The organism is Bacillus sp. GbtcB10, assembly GCF_019091365.1.
In the GTDB taxonomy this organism is placed as follows: domain Bacteria; phylum Bacillota; class Bacilli; order Bacillales; family Bacillaceae; genus Bacillus; species Bacillus altitudinis.
The window spans coordinates 712,306-732,757 of sequence record NZ_JAGXJP010000001.1 but is presented as its reverse complement, the minus strand read 5'-3'; the positions used below and the strand labels follow the sequence as shown (position 1 = coordinate 732,757).

21 protein-coding genes are annotated in these 20,452 nt (G+C 40.6%); all 21 read right to left on the bottom strand.

Features of this window, described 5'->3' with window-relative positions:
- Positions 1-27 precede the first annotated feature (27 nt).
- Positions 28-819 carry a flagellar basal body rod protein FlgG gene (gene flgG, locus KVT11_RS03965; protein ID WP_017359086.1) on the bottom strand — a complete coding sequence of 264 codons (792 nt, stop codon included), beginning with the start codon at positions 817-819 and terminating at the stop codon, positions 28-30.
- Positions 820-840: 21 nt separating this feature from the next.
- Positions 841-1,284 carry a flagellar hook assembly protein FlgD gene (gene flgD / locus KVT11_RS03960; protein ID WP_017359087.1) on the bottom strand — a complete coding sequence of 148 codons (444 nt, stop codon included), beginning with the start codon at positions 1,282-1,284 and terminating at the stop codon, positions 841-843.
- On the bottom strand, positions 1,284-2,609 hold the full coding sequence (locus KVT11_RS03955; protein ID WP_017359088.1) for a flagellar hook-length control protein FliK: 1,326 nt from the start codon (positions 2,607-2,609) through the stop codon (positions 1,284-1,286). Before KVT11_RS03955 ends, flgD begins: the two co-directional genes overlap by 1 nt.
- Positions 2,610-3,296, bottom strand: coding sequence for a MotE family protein (locus KVT11_RS03950; RefSeq protein WP_017359089.1), 687 nt, complete (start codon positions 3,294-3,296; stop codon positions 2,610-2,612).
- A gap of 12 nt (positions 3,297-3,308) precedes the next feature.
- Positions 3,309-3,752 (bottom strand): flagellar export protein FliJ, encoded by a 444-nt coding sequence (fliJ, locus tag KVT11_RS03945; RefSeq protein ID WP_024720352.1) that lies wholly within the window; start codon positions 3,750-3,752, stop codon positions 3,309-3,311.
- A gap of 8 nt (positions 3,753-3,760) precedes the next feature.
- On the bottom strand, positions 3,761-5,077 hold the full coding sequence (gene fliI / locus KVT11_RS03940; RefSeq protein ID WP_008344803.1) for a flagellar protein export ATPase FliI: 1,317 nt from the start codon (positions 5,075-5,077) through the stop codon (positions 3,761-3,763).
- The gene (gene fliH, locus KVT11_RS03935; protein WP_017359090.1) at positions 5,074-5,838 is read right to left on the bottom strand and encodes a flagellar assembly protein FliH; all 765 of its coding nucleotides are present in this window, start codon (positions 5,836-5,838) and stop codon (positions 5,074-5,076) included. Before fliH ends, fliI begins: the two co-directional genes overlap by 4 nt.
- Positions 5,831-6,847 carry a flagellar motor switch protein FliG gene (gene fliG, locus KVT11_RS03930; protein ID WP_008344808.1) on the bottom strand — a complete coding sequence of 339 codons (1,017 nt, stop codon included), beginning with the start codon at positions 6,845-6,847 and terminating at the stop codon, positions 5,831-5,833. The genes fliH and fliG overlap by 8 nt, the downstream gene beginning before the upstream one ends.
- An 11-nt stretch (positions 6,848-6,858) precedes the next feature.
- Positions 6,859-8,451: a flagellar basal-body MS-ring/collar protein FliF gene (gene fliF, locus KVT11_RS03925; RefSeq protein ID WP_210552433.1), complete on the bottom strand. Its 1,593-nt coding sequence runs from the start codon at positions 8,449-8,451 to the stop codon at positions 6,859-6,861.
- Positions 8,452-8,501: 50 nt separating this feature from the next.
- A complete protein-coding gene (gene fliE, locus KVT11_RS03920; protein WP_007499609.1) occupies positions 8,502-8,819 on the bottom strand; it encodes a flagellar hook-basal body complex protein FliE in 318 nt (105 codons plus the stop codon).
- A gap of 11 nt (positions 8,820-8,830) precedes the next feature.
- Positions 8,831-9,283 (bottom strand): flagellar basal body rod protein FlgC, encoded by a 453-nt coding sequence (gene flgC, locus KVT11_RS03915; protein ID WP_007499610.1) that lies wholly within the window; start codon positions 9,281-9,283, stop codon positions 8,831-8,833.
- Positions 9,283-9,672, bottom strand: coding sequence for a flagellar basal body rod protein FlgB (gene flgB, locus KVT11_RS03910; protein WP_017359092.1), 390 nt, complete (start codon positions 9,670-9,672; stop codon positions 9,283-9,285). Before flgB ends, flgC begins: the two co-directional genes overlap by 1 nt.
- A gap of 288 nt (positions 9,673-9,960) precedes the next feature.
- Positions 9,961-10,740 carry a GTP-sensing pleiotropic transcriptional regulator CodY gene (gene codY / locus KVT11_RS03905; protein WP_007499612.1) on the bottom strand — a complete coding sequence of 260 codons (780 nt, stop codon included), beginning with the start codon at positions 10,738-10,740 and terminating at the stop codon, positions 9,961-9,963.
- A 34-nt stretch (positions 10,741-10,774) separates the two neighbouring features.
- Positions 10,775-12,175 (bottom strand): ATP-dependent protease ATPase subunit HslU, encoded by a 1,401-nt coding sequence (hslU, locus tag KVT11_RS03900; protein ID WP_008344818.1) that lies wholly within the window; start codon positions 12,173-12,175, stop codon positions 10,775-10,777.
- 16 nt (positions 12,176-12,191) lie between these two features.
- The gene (gene hslV, locus KVT11_RS03895) at positions 12,192-12,737 is read right to left on the bottom strand and encodes an ATP-dependent protease subunit HslV (RefSeq protein ID WP_007499614.1); all 546 of its coding nucleotides are present in this window, start codon (positions 12,735-12,737) and stop codon (positions 12,192-12,194) included.
- 14 nt (positions 12,738-12,751) lie between these two features.
- Positions 12,752-13,669, bottom strand: coding sequence for a tyrosine recombinase XerC (gene xerC, locus KVT11_RS03890; RefSeq protein WP_007499616.1), 918 nt, complete (start codon positions 13,667-13,669; stop codon positions 12,752-12,754).
- Positions 13,670-13,731: 62 nt separating this feature from the next.
- The gene (gene trmFO / locus KVT11_RS03885; protein ID WP_007499618.1) at positions 13,732-15,036 is read right to left on the bottom strand and encodes an FADH(2)-oxidizing methylenetetrahydrofolate--tRNA-(uracil(54)-C(5))-methyltransferase TrmFO; all 1,305 of its coding nucleotides are present in this window, start codon (positions 15,034-15,036) and stop codon (positions 13,732-13,734) included.
- 70 nt (positions 15,037-15,106) lie between these two features.
- The gene (gene topA, locus KVT11_RS03880; protein WP_058213783.1) at positions 15,107-17,182 is read right to left on the bottom strand and encodes a type I DNA topoisomerase; all 2,076 of its coding nucleotides are present in this window, start codon (positions 17,180-17,182) and stop codon (positions 15,107-15,109) included.
- Between the two features lie 194 nt (positions 17,183-17,376).
- Positions 17,377-18,279, bottom strand: a complete 903-nt coding sequence (gene dprA, locus KVT11_RS03875; protein ID WP_041090524.1) for a DNA-processing protein DprA — start codon at positions 18,277-18,279, stop codon at positions 17,377-17,379.
- A gap of 63 nt (positions 18,280-18,342) precedes the next feature.
- A complete protein-coding gene (gene sucD, locus KVT11_RS03870) occupies positions 18,343-19,245 on the bottom strand; it encodes a succinate--CoA ligase subunit alpha (RefSeq protein ID WP_217608978.1) in 903 nt (300 codons plus the stop codon).
- Between the two features lie 22 nt (positions 19,246-19,267).
- Positions 19,268-20,428, bottom strand: a complete 1,161-nt coding sequence (gene sucC / locus KVT11_RS03865) for an ADP-forming succinate--CoA ligase subunit beta (RefSeq protein WP_008344824.1) — start codon at positions 20,426-20,428, stop codon at positions 19,268-19,270.
- Between the last annotated feature and the right edge of the window lie 24 nt (positions 20,429-20,452).

The following is a 20,452-nucleotide window of genomic DNA, read 5'->3' as shown; positions in this document are numbered from 1 at the left end:
GAAGCGATAAACCGCTCCTCCTACCTCCTATCGTTTCAGATTCACAAGTTCTTGCAGAATTTCATCAGATGTTGTGATCGTCTTTGCATTCGATTGGAATCCACGCTGTGCGATAATCATTTCTGTAAACTCATCTGTTAAATCAACGTTTGACATTTCAAGTTTACCTGTTTGGACGACGCCCGTTCCTTGTTCACCTGGTACGATTGGATTACTTGGAGCACCTGAGCTTAACGTTTGGCGGTAAAGGTTGTCACCAACTTTGTCTAGCCCTCCTGCGTTACGGAAAGATACGAGTGATATTTGACCAACGGTTCTTGATACATTGTTTTCAACAACCGAAATCGTTCCATCTGGACCAACACTTACACTTGAAACACCGTCTGGAATCGTTATCTTTTGTCCATTCATTCCAAGTAGATAATTTCCATCAGGGGTGACTAAGCTTCCCTCTGAATCAGTGTCGAAATTTCCTGTTCTTGTATAAAGAACTTCTCCTTGAACTTCAATACGGAAAAACCCATCTCCATTGATATAGAAGTCGTAAGGTTCATTTGTATTTTGAGAAGATCCCGCTGACATGATTTTATCGATTGAAGATAAAGATGACCCTAAACCAATTTGCTTTGAGTTGATTGAACCAGAGTTGTTCGTTGGCCCACCAGAACTTCCAATGGTTTGGCTGACCATATCTTTAAACGTGATACGGCTTTTTTTGTATCCGTGTGTGTTGACGTTGGCTACGTTGTTGGCTACAACATCTAATTTTGATTGGAAGTTTTTCATTCCACTAATTCCTGAGTAAAGTGAGCGTAACATTTATTTTCCTCCTCGATTTGCTTACGATTTTTCTCCAACAGTTGTAACGTCCCAAGGGCTGATTTTCGTTCCATCTTCTAAATATAGGAAGTATTCATTGTTTATGTTTTTCACAGACTTCACAGTGCCAGATATGTCTTTATCATCTTGTTTACCCGCTACTTCTTTACCAATCCAGCCTACATATGTCGTAAATGGATCTTGGTGTGCAACAAATGTAGACATGATCTGATTCATTTTGGTGATTGATTCATTCATATTCATTTGCTGTTCTAAAGAAGAAAATGTTGCAAGCTGTGTGACAAACTCACGGTCATCAATCGGGTTTGTCGGATCTTGGTTTTGAAGCTGCGTAAGCAAGATTTTCAAGAACTGATCTCGGCCAAGTGTATCTGTTTTCTTTGCTGCGTTTGAAGAAGTGTCCGCTTGTGCGGCTGTTCTATTCGTCGCATCAACAGTTGCCATTAGATCTCCTCCTCTTCTTCTTCTTCTGATCCAACAAGCGCATCTAGTACATCTTGGAATTCAGCTTCCTGTTCATCAGGCTGCTGGAAACTTTGTCCTTTTGATGGCTGCTGCTTGCCTTCCTCATTAAATTGTCCAAAAGACGGCTGCTCATTTGACTGAAGCGGTATATGGAAACGGTCAACTTGAACCGACATATTCGGTAGCGCCTGCTTGAGTTGCGGCAGATGATGCTCGAGCAGCTCTTTAGCTGCTTGCGTTGAAGCTGTAATTTTACTCGCATACATCCCGTTTTGTTTCGTTAGCTGGATGGTAATAAACCCGAGATTTTCTGGATTTAATCGTACGGTAAACCGTCCGCTTGAATTGCCAAATGGTGTGAACTTCATTTGTTTCCACGTATTTAAAATCTGCTGATCAACCGTGCCTGGCTTTTCGTCAGTTGTTTGCGTCTGCTGCATAGGAGCAGCTGATTGCAGTTGGAAAAACTGTTTATGCCCTGGAAGCAGCGTATGGGTGATTGTTTTTTCAGAAGCAGGTGCCGCAGTGCCTTGACCTTTGATGACTTCTTTCTTCATAAGCCATTCAAGTGAGGCAGCACCTTTTGCTGGAGATGAGAAGGAAGATTCTTGCCTTGGAGCAACCATTTCTTTTAACTCTCCTAAGGAAATTTTCCATTCTTTATCTGACCCTTTCGCATTCGCCATCATATGATCGATTAACTGATTAAAGTGTTTCAGCTCGCTTTGCGACATATTATTCAGCTTAGGTGCCGATCCTTGCGAGAAGAACTGCTCTTTTACTTGTTGAATGAGCTTTTCATCTGCTCCGTTTTTCGTTAGAAACTTGATGAAATCTTCACCTTTTGCTTGAATATCCTGTACAAGTTTTGCATCAAAGCTCACCGGCTGCTGATTCAGTATTTGATATAAGAAAAAGTGGACTTGTATGAGCTGTTCACTATGTTCAGCAACTGGCTTCTCATCCTGATCGCCATAGATAACCGATTCCATCTTTTGAAATAGCTCTTCAAGTGACTTTAAGTCAGCCCCTTCAAGCTTTTGACCTTGCAGCGCCTGAAGTGCCGCAAGAAGATCTCCATCTATTCCTTCTTCAGGTGATTGCATCCATCTTTCAATGATTTGCATCGCATCATTCATGGATAGAGTGATTTCCGCTGGCTGAGAAATAGCTGGACCACTTTGAATACCTGCGCCATTTAACAATTGTTTAAACAGGCCGCGAGCAGATACTGCCCCCTCTCCCTTTAGTCCCGAGAGACTTTGGGAAGATTGCTGTAAGGCTCCAATGTCCAATAGCTTCACTTATTGTCCACCCCCATTTTCACTTTCTTCTTTTTTGGCAAGCTCCTTCGTGAACGTTGCTGCCTTCTGAGGTGTCAGTTTTGCTAATATGTCCGTCAGCTTATTTTTACTCAGCTCTTCAAGGATCTTCAAAGCTTCTTTATCACTTAGCTCTGATAAAATTTTGGCAGATTTCCCTGCATCCATGCTTTCATAAATGCTGGCGACCTTTCCTTTTGATTGCTGATTAGAAGATGCTGACGAATCAGAGGAAGATCCTGATGCGTTATTACTTGATGATGTACTGTTTGATGAACTGTCACTTGCTGACGTGTTCTCTTTATCAGATGTTTTTTCAAGTGAATTGATTTTTTGATTCAATCGTTTAATCTCTTCATCACTTGTCTTCAAGTCTTTTTGAGCAATTTCAAGTTCATTCTCTTGTTCTTTAATCGTCTTTTTCAACGCTTTCAACTCTGTATCACGTTGATCGTTATTTGAAGATGACGTTTTTGATGTGTCATCTGATCCAACCAAGCTGCTAATCCCCGGAATGTTTTGGAGCGGTTTCTTTAGATCATAACCCGCCATATAAAGGATTGTGCCCGTCACGATCACAAGCACAACCAATGGGATAATGACAATAAACAAGATCCATTGAAATTTACCGCCGCCACTTGATTCCTTTGTTTTTTCCTTCTTAGGCATTCATCTCGACTCCTAATGTCCTTGAAACATGAATTGGCTGATAGAGATATCATCCATTTCTTTCATTTCAATTGCCTTATGTTCAAGGGAGAACTTTTCAAATTGCTTTTCTTTCATTTTTTCAAACTTTTTAAACTCAATATTTTTTTCTGTTAAATCAGATTGTTTTTCATTCATTTGATGGCGTTTCATGATCACAAGCTGCTGATAATGATGAATGGTGTTATCTAAGTTCGTCACAAATTGCTGGTAATGACGCATTTCTTGAACACTCATCCCACTTCTCAGCTTTTCTTCTTTGCTCTTTTCCATTAGCTCTTTTTTACTCATATTTTCATAGAGTTTTTCAGCGGCTTGCTCAAATGCCGAAACGGATTGTTGATACGCTGCGAGTGATTTGTCTTTTTCACTTTCTTTCAATTCTAAGAGCTTTTGAAATTTGTATTGATATCTCACTGTTTTTGTCAATCCTCTCTATTCATCAAACTGAGCAATATCCTCACGCTGTCTTCAATCGATACAGCCTCTTCAACGTCCTGCTTCAAAAATGAAATCAGTTGTGGGTAAGCTTGCATAGCCTCATCAATATCTTTAGAGGAGCCTTTTTTATATGCTCCAATGTTAATGAGGTCTTCAGCGTTTTGATATGTGGATAAAAGCTGGCGGAACCGGTTAGCCGCTTCCTTATGATCATGACTTGCGATATTACTCATGACACGACTGATACTTTTCAGAATATTGACAGCTGGAAACTGTCCTTTGTTGGCCAATGCACGATCAAGTACTATGTGGCCATCTAAAATCCCCCGCACTGTATCAGCGATCGGCTCATTCATATCGTCACCATCAACAAGCACTGTGTAAAACGCTGTGATGGAACCAAGTTGATTTGTACCAGTTCGTTCTAGCAATTTTGGCAGTATAGCGAACACTGAAGGCGTATATCCTTTTGTTGTTGGCGGTTCACCGGTTGCAAGTCCTATTTCCCGCTGTGCCATGGCGACCCTTGTGACAGAATCCATCATAAACATGACATTTTTTCCTCTGTCTCTGAAATATTCGGCAATAGCTGTTGCTGTATAGGCTGCTTTTAATCTTGTCAGTGCGGGCTGATCTGAAGTTGCGACAACAACAATCGAACGCTTCAGTCCTTCAGCTCCTAAATCTTTTTCGATAAACTCGCGAACTTCACGTCCACGCTCTCCAACAAGTGCAATGACATTGAGATCCGCTTCTGTCTGCTTGGCAATCATCCCCATCAAGGTACTTTTACCAACACCGCTTCCCGCGAATATGCCAATTCTTTGACCAGTGCCGACTGTGAGCAAGCTGTCGATCACTCTGACACCAACGCCCATTTTTTCACGAATAGGCGGTCTGTCCATCGGGTTTGGAGGAGATTGTTCTGTTGAGACAGGTGCAAGTCCTTTAGGAAGCATGCTGCCGTCCAGTGGATCACCGAAGGCATCAACAACCTGCCCGATTAAACCAGTTCCTACTTTGACCTTTAACGACTCACCTGTTGCTTCAACAAGACTGCCTGGTGAGATGTTAGAGGCTTCTACATAGGGCATGAGCAGAATGTTTTCATCTTTAAAACCAACGACTTCTGCTTTGATCGGATGATTCTTACTCCCTTTTTTGTGAATAAGACATACATCACCGATTGAGCTTTCTGGCCCCTTGGACTCGATCATCAGTCCAACAACTCGATTGACTTTACCAAAACGTTTATAAGGATCGGCGGTTTCAATCGTTTCTTTTAGCACATCTATGTTCATTTGTGATCACCTGAATCAATGACTTCTAATAACTTTTCTTTTAACTGATTCATTTGGGTATCAACACTCGCTTCCACTTTTCCAAAGCTTGTTTCGACGTAACAAGTACCTTTTGGTGCTTTTTCATCCGAGTAAATGGCAAGATGTGTATTCTTTTGAAGGATTCTATTTAATTCGTCTTTATATTCCATCACATGTTCGTAATGTGCAGGGTCGACATAGATGGAAATATCGTCATATTCTTTCACTTCTGAAATGACCTGCTTCACTAGCGTTAAAAATTGTTCTTTTGTATCCTCAGCTGCATTCCATACTCGTTTAGCGAGCTCAAAGGCAAGTTCGACAATTTCTTCAGCAGAGCTTTCAATTTTTGCTTCATAGTCCTGCTTTGCAAGGCTGACAATGTCATTCGCTTGATCAAGAATCGATTGATACTGTAAAGTCGCATCTGCTTCGCCCTTTTGAAAACCATCTTGATATCCTGTTTGTTTCGCTTCTTCAATGAGCTGTACTCTTTCTGCTTCAAAATCAGCTCGCCGCTGATTGATTTCAGCCATTGTTTGTTCCAGCTCACGATTTGCTTGTTCTAAAATACGGCTTGCTTCATCTTGTGCATCACTTAATACAAGTTGAGATGCTTCTGTTTCGTTGACAAGCTCTTCTTCGTGATGTTCTCTTTTGAATTCCACTTGCTGCAAGGGAATGGTTTGACGGCCTTGTTCAGGAATAACAGATGTTTCATGTTTGATAATCCTAGACAATGATATCGTCTCCTCCACCTCGAGCTATGACGATTTCTCCAGCCTCTTCAAGTCGTCTTACGATGCTGACAATACGAGTCTGTGCTTCCTCGACATCTCTAAGCCGGACAGGTCCCATAAACTCCATTTCTTCTTTGAACGTTTCGACCATACGCTGCGACATGTTGCGGAAGACAATTTCTTTGACTTCTTCGCTTGCCACTTTGAGTGCAAGTAGTAAATCGTCATTTTCAACATCTCGAATCACGCGCTGAATGGCTCTGCTATCAAGAGTGACAATGTCTTCAAAGACAAACATACGTTTCTTAATTTCATCAGCAAGCTCAGGATCTTGAATTTCCAGTGTATCTAAAATGGTTTTCTCCGTTGCACGGTCTACACCATTCAGGACTTCGACTACCGCTTCGACTCCGCCCGTTTGGGTATAATCTTGCGTAAAGGTTGAAGAGAGCTTTTGTTCAAGAATACGTTCCACCTCATTGATGATCTCTGGAGATGTGCGGTCCATTAAAGCAATTCTTCTTGCAACCTCGGTTTGTACTTCCTCGCCTAACTCAGATAAAATCTGTCCAGCCTGTACTGGATCTAGGTAGGAAAGAATGAGCGCAATGGTTTGTGGATGCTCATGCTGGATAAAGTTTAAAATTTGCTCTGGGTCAGCCTTTCTAGCAAAATCAAATGGTTTCACTTGAAGTGAGGATGTTAAGCGATTTAAGATGCTGTCCGCTTTGTCCTCACCAAGCGCTTTTTCAAGCACTTGTCTTGCGTACATAAGGCCGCCTTGTGATATGTAGTCCTGCGCGATGGCAATGCTGTGAAATTCTTCGATGATCTCATCTTTTTTAGCAGTATCTACACTTCTTACATTTGAAATTTCTAATGTTAATTTTTCTATTTCGTCTTCAGACAGATGTTTGTATACAGATGCTGACACGTCTAGCCCTAAGGAAATCATTAGGATTGCTGCTTTTTGTCTGCCTGTTAGTCGATTTGGATCTTTTCTCGACATGTGTATTCCTCCTAATCCTCGGACAGCCAGCTGCGTAGCAATTTAGCAAAGTCTTCTGGTTTATCTTTTGCCATTTTTTCAAGCTGATTTTTTCTCACCATTTCTTCTGTTTCTGGCTCAGTATCGATATCAGGAACATGGATTGGTGTACGTTCATCAAACTCAAACTCTTCTTCCTCTTCTTTTCTTCGCTTACGTACGAGAAGAATGATGAGAGCGATAATGGCAAGTAGTAGCACACCGCCAACAATATAAACCCAAATCGGAATATTGTTTGAAGGGTTTTCTGCTGCCGTTTGCTGTTTACCGTCTAATTTTGATACAGATAAAACGATTTTGTTATCTAAGTCAGCTTGAGTGAGTGCTTGACCGTTTGTGTATTCTTTATCAATCGATGTACTAATGATGGTTGAAAGAATTTTTTTGATATCATCCTGCCTTTCAGCAGTTAATGAGTTCGGATCGTTTGCAGTAGGCGGTTCAACTAGTGCCTGAATGCCAACGTCTCTGATTTTATAAGGACTTTCTTTGATATCTTTATGAATGCGGTTGACTTCATAATTGATACGATCTTCGCTCTTTTCGTAATCTCCGCTTCCATTCGTTCCATCGGCACCTTGATAATTTGTGACATCATCGTCACCTGTTCCAGCGGTGCCTCCAGCTGCTGCGCCACTACCTGAATAAGTTTCAGCAATCTTTTCAGCGCTGACAGCAATTCCTTGCATGTTTTCTTGATCAACTGGTTCGACAAGATCTTCTTTTCTTTTTTCTTCAGTAAAATCAATGTCTGTAGTGACCGATACGGCAACTTTCTCTTGACCCATCATCGTTCCAAGCAGCTGTTGAATTTTTCGTTGAAGATTCTTTTCAATCTCCTCTTTTTTCTGCTGCTGTGCATCCATTCCACTTGCATAGGAATCTGAGCTGCTGTTTAAGTCATAGTAGTTGGAATCTTGGTCCATAATGACAATGTTTTCTGTTTTTAAATTCGGCACACTTTTTGAAATAAGATGATAAAGGCCTTTTACTTGTTGCTGAGTAAGCGTGTAGCCTGGTTGAACTTGCAGCACAATTGATGCTGATGCATTACTTTGCTCTTCTCCAACAAAAACGGAATCTTTTGGCAGGTTAATCATAACCTTTGAATCTTTAATCCCATCAATCGTGTTGATCAGATTGGATAGTTCTGTCTGAGTTGCGTCTACTTTCAGAACATCAAATTCATTATCTGTTAAACCGAAGCCGGAATTGTTCGCAAAGAAGGAGTAGTCAATATTCCCCGTTTTAGGAAGTCCTTCTGATGCAAGTGTTACTTTTAAAGTGTCCGCTTGCTTTTCTGGAACTAAAATCGTCGTTCCGTTATTTGCAAGTTCCGATTTAACGTTTTTGCCATCCAGTTCCTGTTTGATTTGTCCTGCTTCTGCCTCAGACAAATCTCTAAACAACGGAACCATTTTTTCAGAAGAAGCAAAGATGCTAACAACCGTAATAATGATTGCTAGGGCAGCTACGCCGCCAATCATGAGTATTTTTTGTAATTTTGATCGATTTCGCCAAAACTCAACTGTTTTTGTTCTTAATTGCATTAAAGTACGATTCATCTTAACCCCCGGTCATTCCATTCAGTCTATTTTTTGTCCACCAGCACCTCCTACATCTGCATTCTCATAATCTCTTGGTACGCTTCGACTGCTTTATTCCGAAACTCGGTTGCAGCTGTGAGTGTCACACTCGCTTTTTGTGAAGCAATCATGACTTCATCGAGATTGACATCTTTCCCTTGTGCGAGAGCATTCGTATACTGGTCTGATTTCAGCTGTGATTGATTTAATGCCTCAATGGAATTCTTCAGCACATCAGAGAAATTCGTTTGACTTTTAGGTGCAGCCGCCTGCACAGACGATGCATTCGTCAATTCACTTGCTTGCTGAGCGGTTTGAAGCTGGAAAGGAGATATTGCGTTAACCAATTCTTTTCACCTTACTTTCCTATTTCTAAAGCTTTCATCAGCATGCTTTTATTCGCATTCAGCGCGGTCACGTTTGCTTCATATGACCTTGAGCTGCTGATGAGATCAACCATTTCCTTTAATGGATCAACGTTTGGTGTTTGAACATATCCATTTTCATTGGCATCGGGATTTGTAGGATCATATTGAAGGTTGAATGGAGTTTCGTCTTCAGTAATTTTTGTTACTTTGACGCCGTTTCCTAATTTGCCGCTCGAATTCATGCTTGAGTTCAATATAGATGAAAATGATTCACCTGACGGCTGTAATGTGACGAGCTTGCGTCTATAAGGCTCCCACTTGCCATCAACCTGTTTAGCTCTTGTTGTATCCATATTCGCAAGGTTCGAGGATACAACGTCCATTCTGAGCCTCTGTGCTGTTAATGCTGAGGCCGAAGCGTTAACGCCTGAAAAAATCGACATCACTTACCTCCTGTCAAAACTGTTTTAAGAGAATTGAACTTTCCGCTCATTCTTTCAACCAACGCATTATACTGAATTTGGTTTTTAGCGAGTTCACTCATCTCTTGATCAATATCGACATTATTTCCGTTTTCTTGATAAGAAGTACGGTTACTCGAAACAACTGAATAATTAGACCCTGTTTTAGAAAAATCAATGTGACCTTGGTATGTTTTTTTAGCATCTAATTTGATTGACGCATCATTTAGCATGTCGTGGAATGCAACTTTTTTAGACTTGTAGTTCGGTGTGTCTATATTCGCGATATTATTGCTTATGACTTTTTGCTTAACATTCGCTCTGCCCAAGGCATTCTCAAGGTTGCTTATCGTTCCAGAAAATATATCCAAAACCATATACCTCCAATCATATGTATTTCATTCCATTTAATCATGTCGAGATTTGTAAAACCATATGTTCATTGTAAGAAATAATAGGATTAAAGTCTATGATGTAATTGTAAAAAAAACTCGTAATATATATCTATTTTACGAATAGGTATAAAGACCTAGATTCAAAGCACTACAGAATTGTAAGGGGTTTCTTGGGAAAAAGAGTGTCATTTTTCGGACAAATCCTCTATTTTTATACAAAAAAACCCTTTTCAGCGTTTATTTCGGCCGAAAAGGGTTTTTTGATTAGTGAGATTTTAAATTTTCAAGTTCAATTAAAAATTTGTTGTTTAATACTTTGATGTATGTTCCCTTCATTCCAAGAGAACGAGATTCAATAACGCCTGCACTTTCTAATTTACGAAGTGCGTTTACGATCACTGAACGAGTGATTCCTACACGGTCAGCAATCTTACTTGCCACAAGCAGCCCTTCGTTTCCATCAAGTTCTTCAAAGATATGTTCAATCGCTTCAAGTTCACTATATGAAAGAGAGCTGATCGCCATTTGAACAACCGCTTTACTTCTTGCTTCTTCTTCAATTTCTTCCGCTTTCTCACGAAGAATCTCCATTCCAACAACTGTTGCGCCGTATTCAGCAAGAATTAAATCATCATCTGTGAATGTATCTTGCAAACGAGAAAGGATTAACGTCCCTAAGCGGTCCCCGCCTCCGATGATTGGCACAATCGTTGTCAAACCTGATTGGAATAAATCACGGTTCTCAATCGGGAAAGCTGTGTACTCACTGTTGATGTCAAGGTTTGAAGATGTTTCAGGGACATTGAATAAGCTTTTTGTATATTCTTCAGGGAACTGACGATCTTCCAGCATTTTTTTCATACGTGCATTTTCAATCTGCTGGTTAATGGAGTAGCCAAGAAGCTTCCCTCTTCTGCTTAATACGAAAATGTTTGAATCAATGACATCTCTCAATGTTTCTGCCATTTCTTTAAAATTAACCGGTTTCCCCGCTGCATCTTGCAGCATCGAGTTAATAATCCTTGTTTTTTGTAGTAACGCCATAATAATGATCCTCCTAGATTACTTTATTCATTTGTTAAAGTATAAATTGACTTAAGTCTTTGTTATTTGCAATCTTTCCTAGCTTCTCTTCTACATACTGAGGGGTAATGGTCACTGTTTCCATTGTAATATCAGGCGCCTCAAATGAGAGCTCTTCTAGCAGCTTCTCAAGTATGGTGTGAAGCCTTCTTGCACCGATGTTATCCGTCTCCTGATTGACGTGATAAGCCACTTCGGCAATCTTATGAATAGCATCGTCAGAAAATTCAAGAGATATACCTTCTGTTTCAAGTAAAGCCTTATATTGCTTTAATAACGCGTTATCTGGTTCCGTTAAGATTTTCACAAAGTCTTCTATACTTAATTTATCTAATTCTACACGGATTGGGAAGCGCCCTTGAAGCTCTGGAATCAAATCCGAGGGTTTCGCCATATGAAAAGCGCCTGCTGCTACAAATAGAACATGATCTGTTTTCACAGCCCCATACTTCGTCATCACAGTGGAACCTTCTACAATCGGTAAAATATCACGTTGAACCCCTTCACGAGAAACATCTGCAGACGATGCACCACCGCTTTTGGCAATTTTATCGATCTCATCGATAAAGATGATTCCTTGCTGCTCTGCTTTTTGCACGGCTTCCTGACCGACTTCATCCATATCAATCAGTTTTGAAGCTTCCTCAGCAGTTAACGCTTTTCTCGCTTCTCTGACGGTCAGCTTTCTGCGTTTTTTCTTTTTAGGCATGAGATTGCTAAGCGCATCCTGCATGTTCATACCCATTTGCTCCATACCCGAGCCTTGAAGCATATCAAACATGGAAGGCTGCTGCTCTTCAACTTCAATCGTGACGTAATGGTCTTCAAGTTCACCCATCGCCAGCTGGTGCGCAATGCGTTTTCTCGTCGACTCAAGCTCTACTTCTTCACTTGAGTGATCTCGATCACTTTCATCAGCATCAGAACCACCAAACAGCATCTCAAAAGGATTTTTCACAGACTGACTTTTTTTCTTTCCAGGAACAAGTAGATGAACAAGCCGTTTGTTTGCTTGTTTTTCCGCTTCTTCTTGAACATCCTTCATTTTTTCTTCTTTGACTAGTCTGATTGCTGTTTCCACTAAATCTCTGACCATTGATTCTACGTCACGTCCGACATATCCAACTTCAGTAAACTTCGTCGCTTCCACTTTAATGAAAGGTGCACCAGAAATCCTTGCAATTCTGCGGGCAATTTCTGTTTTCCCTACACCTGTCGGACCAATCATTAAGATGTTTTTAGGAACGACTTCATCCTTTAGCTTATCATGTAAAAGACTTCTTCTGTAACGGTTTCTTAAAGCCACCGCCACTGCTTTTTTCGCATCAAGCTGACCAATAATGTACTGATCAAGCTTTTCAACTATCTCTCTTGGGGTGAACGGCTTTTTCTCCATACGTCTCATGTCCTTTCTATTCAAGCTCTTCTAAAGTGATTTGATCGTTCGTGTAGACACAGATTTCTCCGGCCGTTTCAAGAGCCGCCTTTGCAATCTCTCGAGCTGAGAGATGGTCACCTGCATGTTTTTTGAGTGCTCTCCCGGCGCTAAGCGCGTAGTTACCGCCTGACCCGATAGCCAAAATGCCATCGTCTGGCTCGATGACCTCTCCTGTTCCAGATACGAGCAGGATGCTTTCTTTATTCATGACGATCAGCATGGCCTCAAGCTGTCTGAGCATCTTGTCACTTCGCCATTCTTTCGCCAGTTCTACAGCTGCTCGTTTTAGGTTACCACCGTATTCTTCAAGCTTCGTTTCAAACTTCTCAAAGAGTGTAAATGCATCTGCAACTGAACCAGCAAAACCTGCGAGTACTTTGCCTCCGAAAAGACGGCGCACTTTTTTTGCTGTGTGTTTCATGACGACAGCCTGCCCAAAAGTGACTTGACCGTCTCCAGCCATCGCACTTTTTCCTTTATGTTGAACGGCAAAGATTGTGGTTGCATGAAATGATGACATGAAAAAACCTCCTTTTAGGATCGTTTAAAAGCCCTTGGGTGATGAGACATGTACGTTTTTCTTAAAGAATCTTTTGATACATGCGTGTACACCTGTGTTGATGATAAATTTGAGTGACCGAGAAGTTCTTGAACACTTCTTAAATCCGCTCCCTCGTTTAAAAGATGCGTAGCAAAGGTGTGCCTTAACATGTGTGGATGGATATGTAATGTGCCAGACGCCTTTTTCATTAATTCAGTGAGAATGAATCGAACGCCTCTATCTGTAAGAGGAGCTCCGCGCTGATTCAAAAACACATGTGAATCAGCACGATCCTTTCCCTTCACTTTCAGCTTCTGCCTTCCATCCTCTAAATATGTGGAGAGCGCTTCATGTGCATAAGAGCCGAAAGGTACATACCGCTGTTTGCTGCCTTTCCCATGTACAAGCACTGTATCCATCGATAAATCAAGATCAGATTCTTTTAATGAACATAACTCACTGACCCTCATACCTGTTGCATAAAGTAGTTCTAAAATGGCTTGATTTCTTTGACCAAGCGGTGTATTTACATCAGAAACTGTAAATAGCTCTTTTAGTTCCTCTTCATACAAAAATGAAGGAATTCGCTTATCCTGCTTTGGTAAGCTAACGAGTAAAAAAGGATTTTCTTTCACAAGCTGTTCTCTTAATAAAAATTTATAAAAGCTGCGAAGTGCAGAGACTTTCTTACTAATCGTTCTTCTTGTAAGGCCTTTTTCATAAGCTTCTGTTAAATAAATTCTCGTATCTTGATAGGATACCTCTTCAAAACCGTCTATTCCTTGAATGTTCATAAATCTGACAAACTCTTCAATCGCCTCAGTATAACCTGAGATCGTTAAAGCTGAATAGTTCTTTTCAATCTGCAAATATTCAATGAATAAGTGGACAAGACGCTGTTTATCTGTCATTTTTACACCTCTTTAAGGCTTTTAAATGGTATCACATATCTTGCTTCCCGTGCAATGTTTTACTACAGAGATTTCGAAATAGTTTGAATAGTTTCGATTGCGCGTTTAGCGTACTCTGCATAGCGCTCTTGTTTGTTTTTAATTCGAACGCCAAGATCTTTCAGCAAGCCAAAGTTTGCATTCATCGGCTGGAAGCTTTTCTTGTTTGTTGATGTGATGTAGTAAGCCATACTGCCAATCGCTGTTTCTTCTGGAAGTGTCACAAGCTCTTCTCCTTTAACAAAACGAGCTGCGTTGATTCCAGCCACTAGTCCTGAAGCCGCGGACTCAACATATCCTTCAACACCAGTCATTTGTCCGGCAAAGAATAAGTCATCTCTATTTTTAAATTGATACGTCGGTTTTAGAAGGCTTGGCGAGTTAATAAATGTATTACGGTGCATCACACCATAGCGAACAATCTCTGCCTCTTCAAGACCTGGTATCAAACGGAATACTTCCTTTTGATCGCCCCACTTTAGATGTGTTTGGAAACCAACAATATTATATAAAGTACCTGCTGCATCATCCTGTCTTAATTGAACAACAGCGTAAGGTCTTTTCCCTGTTTTTGGATCTTCAAGTCCAACTGGTTTCATCGGGCCAAAGAGCATGGTTTTTTTCCCTCTTTTGGCCATGACTTCAATGGGCATACAGCCTTCGAAGAAGATTTCTTTTTCGAACTCTTTTAACGGCACAGTTTCAGCAGAAATGAGCGCCTCATAAAAACGATCGAATTCTTCTTCTGTCATCGGACAGTTTAAATAAGCCGCTTCCCCTTTATCATAACGTGATTTCAAGTACACTTTATCCATATCGATGCTGTCTTTCTCGAGGATCGGCGCTGCTGCATCGTAGAAATATAAATACTCTTCACCTGTTAAAGATTTTAATTCTTTTGAAAGTGCTTCTGATGTAAGAGGACCCGTTGCGATAATCGTCGGACCTTCTGGAATGCTTTGCACTTCTTCTTGAAAGACCGTCACATTCGGGTGATTTTTCACGCGGTCTGTGACGTTAGCTGCAAATTCATGACGATCTACTGCAAGCGCTCCACCAGCAGGAACCGAGCTTTCATCTGCTGCTGCGATGATTGCTGAATCTAAATGACGCATTTCTTCCTTTAAAACACCGACTGCGTTCGTTAAAGCATTCGCACGCAATGAGTTACTGCATACGAGCTCCGCAAATTTATCTGTGTGGTGAGCTGGTGTTTGTTTGACAGGTCTCATTTCATACAGATGGACTTTAATTCCGCGCTTAGCAATTTGCCATGCCGCTTCACTTCCTGCTAAACCTGCTCCGATCACATTTACAAATTGACTCATTGTACAACTCTCCTATTTCGTAAGTTCTATTTGATGACATAAAAAAGCAGGTGAACAAGGCTGCTCACCGCTATTTTTGTTGTTCCTCTTTATAATCACAGTTCACACATTGAACTTGAATGCCTTTTTTCAGCTTTTTCTCTACAAGCATATTTTCGCATTTTGGACACTTTCTTTCAATTGGTTTGTCCCAAGAGACGAATTCACACTCTGGAAAACGATCGCAACCGTAAAAAATGCGGCGCTTCTTAGATTTCCGTTCAACGATATTTCCTTCGTGACAAGTCGGGCATTTGACACCAATATCTTTGACAATTGGTTTTGTGTTACGGCAGTCAGGGAAATTAGAGCATGCCATGAACTTACCGTATCTCCCCATTTTGTACACCATTGGATGACCACACTCTTCGCAATCAACTCCGGCGTATTCAGGCTCGATCTCAACTTCCTGCATCTCTGCTTCTGCTTTTTCTACCCGTTTTGCAAAATCTTGATAGAAACTGTCGATAATGCGTACCCATTCAATCGTACCTTCTTCAACGCTATCAAGTTCTTTTTCCATTTTCGCAGTAAATTCTACGTTAATGATTTCAGGGAAGAATTCAATAATTAAGTTGAGCACAATCTCTCCAAGCTCTGTTGGAATAAACCGTTTGTTATCAAGTGCCACGTAGCCACGCTTTTGAATGGTATCTAATGTTGGTGCATACGTAGATGGGCGGCCAATACCTAGCTCTTCAAGGGTTTTGACAAGTCTTGCCTCAGTGTAACGTGGAGGCGGCTGCGTGAAGTGCTGCTCTGGTTCAATATCTTTTGAAAGAACGGTATCTCCCTCTTTCAGATCAGGAAGCATTTTATCCTTTTCTTCTAACTGGTCGTCCTTCCCTTCAACATACACTTTCATAAATCCAGGGAATTTCACCTTACTTCCATTTGCACGGAAAGTAAGCCCGTTATTTTCAAGATCCACACTCATTGTATCAAGAACAGCTGGTGCCATTTGGCTTGCCACAAAACGTTCCCAAATCAATTTATAAAGACGAAGCTGATCTCTACTTAGCACATGTTTGACATCTGCTGGTTTTCTTAGCGTAGAAGTCGGACGGATGGCTTCGTGAGCATCCTGTGCATTTTCGTTCTTTTTGGCAGTTCGTTTTGTTGTATTCAAGAAATTCTTGCCGTACGTTTGATCAATGAAAGCAGATACTTCTTCAATTGCCGTATTGGAAATACGTGTTGAGTCCGTTCTCATATATGTAATGAGACCTACTGTACCTTCTTTACCAAGATCAATTCCTTCATATAATTGCTGTGCAATCATCATCGTTTTCTTCGCACGGAAGTTTAGTTTTCTCGCTGCCTCTTGTTGTAAGGTAGATGTTGTAAACGGAACAGCTGGGTTGCGTTTACGTTCTTTTTTCGTCACTTTTTCAACAGAAAACTTACTTCCTTTTAATTTCGAAAGGATTTCTTTTACATCTTCTTTTGTTTTTAGCGGATGTTTTTTGCCATTTACGCCAAAGAAACTCGCTTCAAAACTTTCTTTCCCTTTTAGGAAGGTGCCATCAATTGTCCAGTATTCTTCTGGTTTGAATTCATTAATTTCATTCTCGCGGTCAATAATCAGGCGGAGTGCAACTGATTGAACACGACCGGCGCTTAAGCCCTTTTTGACTTTCTTCCATAAAATCGGGCTGATTTTATATCCAACGAGACGATCTAAAATCCGTCTTGCCTGCTGCGCATCAACCAAGTCCATATTGATCATACGTGGATGCTTAAAGGAATCTTTAATTGCATCTTTTGTAATCTCGTTAAAGACTACGCGGCAATCCGAAGAGAGGTCAAGGTCAAGGCTGTGAGCTAAATGCCAAGCAATCGCTTCTCCCTCTCTGTCAGGGTCAGCTGCGAGATATACTTTTTTTGCTTTCTTCGCTGCTGTTTTTAATTCTTTTAAGACTGGACCTTTTCCTCGAATCGTAATATATCTCGGTTCGAAGTCATGCTCAGTGTCAACACCAAGCTGACTTTTCGGTAAATCCCTTACGTGCCCCATTGAAGCCTTTACTTTATACTTTTTTCCTAAATAACGCTCAATCGTTTTCGCCTTTGCTGGCGACTCAACGATGACTAAATAATCAGCCATACTCAAAATCCCCCTTAAGAGGTGTTCTCTCTTTATCCATTTCACAAATTTATATTTATGTTAATTGCACCTATCTAACAGTCAATCGTTAAAAATTCTTTATGATGAACATCATTATAAACACGAAAAACAAAGTGTAAACTTAAATCCTCACTATTATTAAATATTCCGATGTCTTTTGTCAAACGATATTTTTATGGGAGTTCAGTATATTGAACACCGCTCAAGGAGAATTCCTCTAAAATATCCTTCGTTGAATGAACAAGCTTGGCACCTTGCTGAATCAGTCTAGCTGGACCTATAGAATTAGAATCAAAGATTGATCCTGCAACAGCAAACACTTCTTTTCCTTGCTCTAATGCCTGGTAGGCTGTAATAAGCGAACCGCTCTTTTCTTTGCACTGGACCACGATGGTTCCTCTTGTCAGGGCACTAATTAATCGGTTTCTCATTGGAAAATGCCATTTTTCTGGTTTGATATAAGGCGGGTGCTCTGACAACAGTAAATGATGTTCTCCCATATATTGAGCCATTTGCACATGTTCTTTTGGATATACATGTTGAAAGCCGCCAGCTACAACACCAATCGTTTTTCCTTTTTTTCTTATGCACTCTTTGTGTGCAAGTCCATCAATTCCTTTTGCTAAACCGCTCACAATCATCCAATCTTCCTCTACAAGTTCTCCAACAATTTTCTTCACGCACGCTTCTCCATAAGAGGATGGCACTCGTGTACCTACTACACCTAAACTTTTTTCTTCATTTAAATAGGTAACGTTTCCTTTTAGGAATAATACTGGGGGAGGATCATAAATGTGTTTTAGTGAGCTGGGATATAAAGGTGATGTGATGGGAATCATGTGAATATTTTGCTTTAAATAGGCTTGAACGATGTGTTGAAAAATGGGGAATTCATTTTCTTCAGCTTGTTGTAAGCGGGTAAAGTCGATCTTTTGTAATGATCGATCCTGTTTGAAATGATGTGTTTCTTCATTTATATATAGCTCAGGATCGACTTTCCACCATTTTGTTAACAAAGAGGGTGAGATGAGGCCTTTTAAGCGGTGAAAAATCATTCTTTCGGACACGTTGTACATACCATTCCTCCAGTTTAAGATAGAAAGAAGAAGACTTGTCAAAGAACAAGTCTTCTTGTGTCATTAATGCGTTTTACAAGCTTCGAAGAGATTCTTCTCTTTTAACACTTTAATTAAGGTTTCTCCCATGACAGATGGTGTCTCTGCCACTTCAATTCCACATTCACGCATTGTTTTTACTTTTTCATCAGCAGTTCCTTTACCACCAGAAATAATGGCACCAGCATGTCCCATACGTTTTCCTGGAGGCGCTGTATTACCACCAATAAAGCCAACAACCGGCTTGGTCATATTTGCTTTTACCCATTCAGCTGCTTCTTCTTCAGCAGTACCACCGATTTCACCAATCATGATCACAGCATGCGTTTCAGGATCTTCATTGAAGGCTTTTAATACATCAATAAAGTTCGTGCCATTGACAGGGTCTCCGCCAATTCCTACAGCTGTTGATTGACCAACACCAGCCTCTGAAAGCTGATGTACCGCTTCATATGTAAGCGTTCCAGAACGAGACACAACACCAACATGACCTTTTTTATGAATGTATCCAGGCATGATGCCAATTTTACATTCTTCAGGTGTAATCACGCCAGGACAGTTCGGTCCAACAAGTCTTGTCTTCTTACCTTCCATATAGCGTTTCACTTTAACCATATCCAGAACTGGAATGTGTTCTGTGATACAAATCACTAGATCCACTTCTGCATCAACAGCCTCTAAAATGGCGTCTGCTGCAAATGGTGCTGGTACATAGATAACAGAAGCATTTGCTCCAGTTGTCTGTACTGCTTCAGCTACAGTATTAAATACAGGAACTCCCTCTACTTCAGTTCCACCTTTTCCAGGTGTGACACCGCCAACGATATTTGTTCCATACTCAATCATTTGTTTTGTATGGAATAATGCGGTTGAACCGGTAATCCCCTGAACAATTACTCTCGTATTTTTATTAATAAATACACTCATTTAGGTTCCCTGCCTTTCTGCTCTACTTGACTAAAGATACAATCTTTTCTGCCCCGTCAGCCATAGACTCAGCAGAAGTGATATTTAAGCCTGAATCACTCAGGATTTTCTTCCCTAATTCAACGTTTGTTCCTTCAAGACGTACAACGAGTGGTAATGTTAAGCCGACTTGTTTCGTCGCTTCAACAACACCTTCTGCGATGACATCACATTTCATGATGCCGCCAAAAATGTTCACGAAAATCCCTTTGACATTTTGATCAGATAAGATGATTTTAAATGCTTCCGTTACTTTTTCAGCAGTTGCACCGCCGCCAACATCAAGGAAGTTTGCAGGGTCCCCGCCGTAATGCTTGATGATATCCATTGTAGACATCGCAAGGCCTGCTCCATTCACCATACAGCCAATATTCCCATCTAGAGAAATGTAACTTAGGTCATATTTAGATGCTTCAATCTCTTTTGGATCTTCTTCATCAAGGTCACGGTATTCTAATATATCTTTTTGTCTATATAAGGCATTGCTATCAAAGTTTAATTTTGCATCAAGTGCCATGACTTTTCCATCACCTGTTACAACAAGAGGATTTATCTCGGCAATTGAACAATCCTTTTCAATAAACGCATTGTAAAGGCTTGTCATAAACTTAACAGCTTGACCAACTAATTTTGTTGGAATATTAATTTTAAACGCAACTTCTCTCGCCTGATAGGCTTGGAGACCAATCGCTGGGTCGATGACCACTTTCACGATTTTTTCTGGCGTTTTTTCTGCTACTTCTTCAATTTCAGTACCGCCTTCTTCAGAAGCCATCAAAACAATTCTTGATGTCGCTCTATCCAAAACGAGTCCTACATAGTACTCTTTTTGAATATCGCAGCCTTCTTCAATAAGTAAACGTTTTATTTCGCGCCCTTCAGGCCCTGTTTGATGTGTGACAAGTGTCTTGCCGAGCAATTCCTCTGCAAACCCTTTCACTTCATCTTTTGTTTTTGCAATTTTTACCCCACCTGCTTTACCACGGCCGCCTGCATGAATCTGTGCTTTTACGACATATACAGAGCTTCCTAGCTCTTCTGATGCTTTCACTGCTTCATCAGGTGTAAATGCTACTTTACCATTTGGAACTGAAACCCCATATTTTCTTAGGATTTCTTTTCCTTGGTACTCATGGATATTCATTTCCCATCCTCCCAACATATGTAG

Excerpts from the sequence above, each read along its gene's own strand:
- flgG (WP_017359086.1), bottom strand. The coding sequence starts at position 819 with ATGTTACGCTCACTTTACTCAGGAATTAGTGGAATGAAAAACTTCCAA.
- flgD (WP_017359087.1), bottom strand. The coding sequence starts at position 1,284 with ATGGCAACTGTTGATGCGACGAATAGAACAGCCGCACAAGCGGACACT.
- KVT11_RS03950 (WP_017359089.1), bottom strand. The coding sequence starts at position 3,296 with ATGCCTAAGAAGGAAAAAACAAAGGAATCAAGTGGCGGCGGTAAATTT.
- fliI (WP_008344803.1), bottom strand. The coding sequence starts at position 5,077 with ATGAACATAGATGTGCTAAAAGAAACGATTGAAACCGCCGATCCTTAT.
- fliG (WP_008344808.1), bottom strand. The coding sequence starts at position 6,847 with ATGTCGAGAAAAGATCCAAATCGACTAACAGGCAGACAAAAAGCAGCA.
- fliF (WP_210552433.1), bottom strand. The coding sequence starts at position 8,451 with ATGAATCGTACTTTAATGCAATTAAGAACAAAAACAGTTGAGTTTTGG.
- flgC (WP_007499610.1), bottom strand. The coding sequence starts at position 9,283 with ATGTCGATTTTTTCAGGCGTTAACGCTTCGGCCTCAGCATTAACAGCA.
- codY (WP_007499612.1), bottom strand. The coding sequence starts at position 10,740 with ATGGCGTTACTACAAAAAACAAGGATTATTAACTCGATGCTGCAAGAT.
- hslU (WP_008344818.1), bottom strand. The coding sequence starts at position 12,175 with ATGGAGAAAAAGCCGTTCACCCCAAGAGAGATAGTTGAAAAGCTTGAT.
- hslV (WP_007499614.1), bottom strand. The coding sequence starts at position 12,737 with ATGTCATCATTTCATGCAACCACAATCTTTGCCGTTCAACATAAAGGA.
- xerC (WP_007499616.1), bottom strand. The coding sequence starts at position 13,669 with ATGACAGATAAACAGCGTCTTGTCCACTTATTCATTGAATATTTGCAG.
- trmFO (WP_007499618.1), bottom strand. The coding sequence starts at position 15,036 with ATGAGTCAATTTGTAAATGTGATCGGAGCAGGTTTAGCAGGAAGTGAA.
- topA (WP_058213783.1), bottom strand. The coding sequence starts at position 17,182 with ATGGCTGATTATTTAGTCATCGTTGAGTCGCCAGCAAAGGCGAAAACG.
- dprA (WP_041090524.1), bottom strand. The coding sequence starts at position 18,279 with ATGTACAACGTGTCCGAAAGAATGATTTTTCACCGCTTAAAAGGCCTC.
- sucD (WP_217608978.1), bottom strand. The coding sequence starts at position 19,245 with ATGAGTGTATTTATTAATAAAAATACGAGAGTAATTGTTCAGGGGATT.
- sucC (WP_008344824.1), bottom strand. The coding sequence starts at position 20,428 with ATGAATATCCATGAGTACCAAGGAAAAGAAATCCTAAGAAAATATGGG.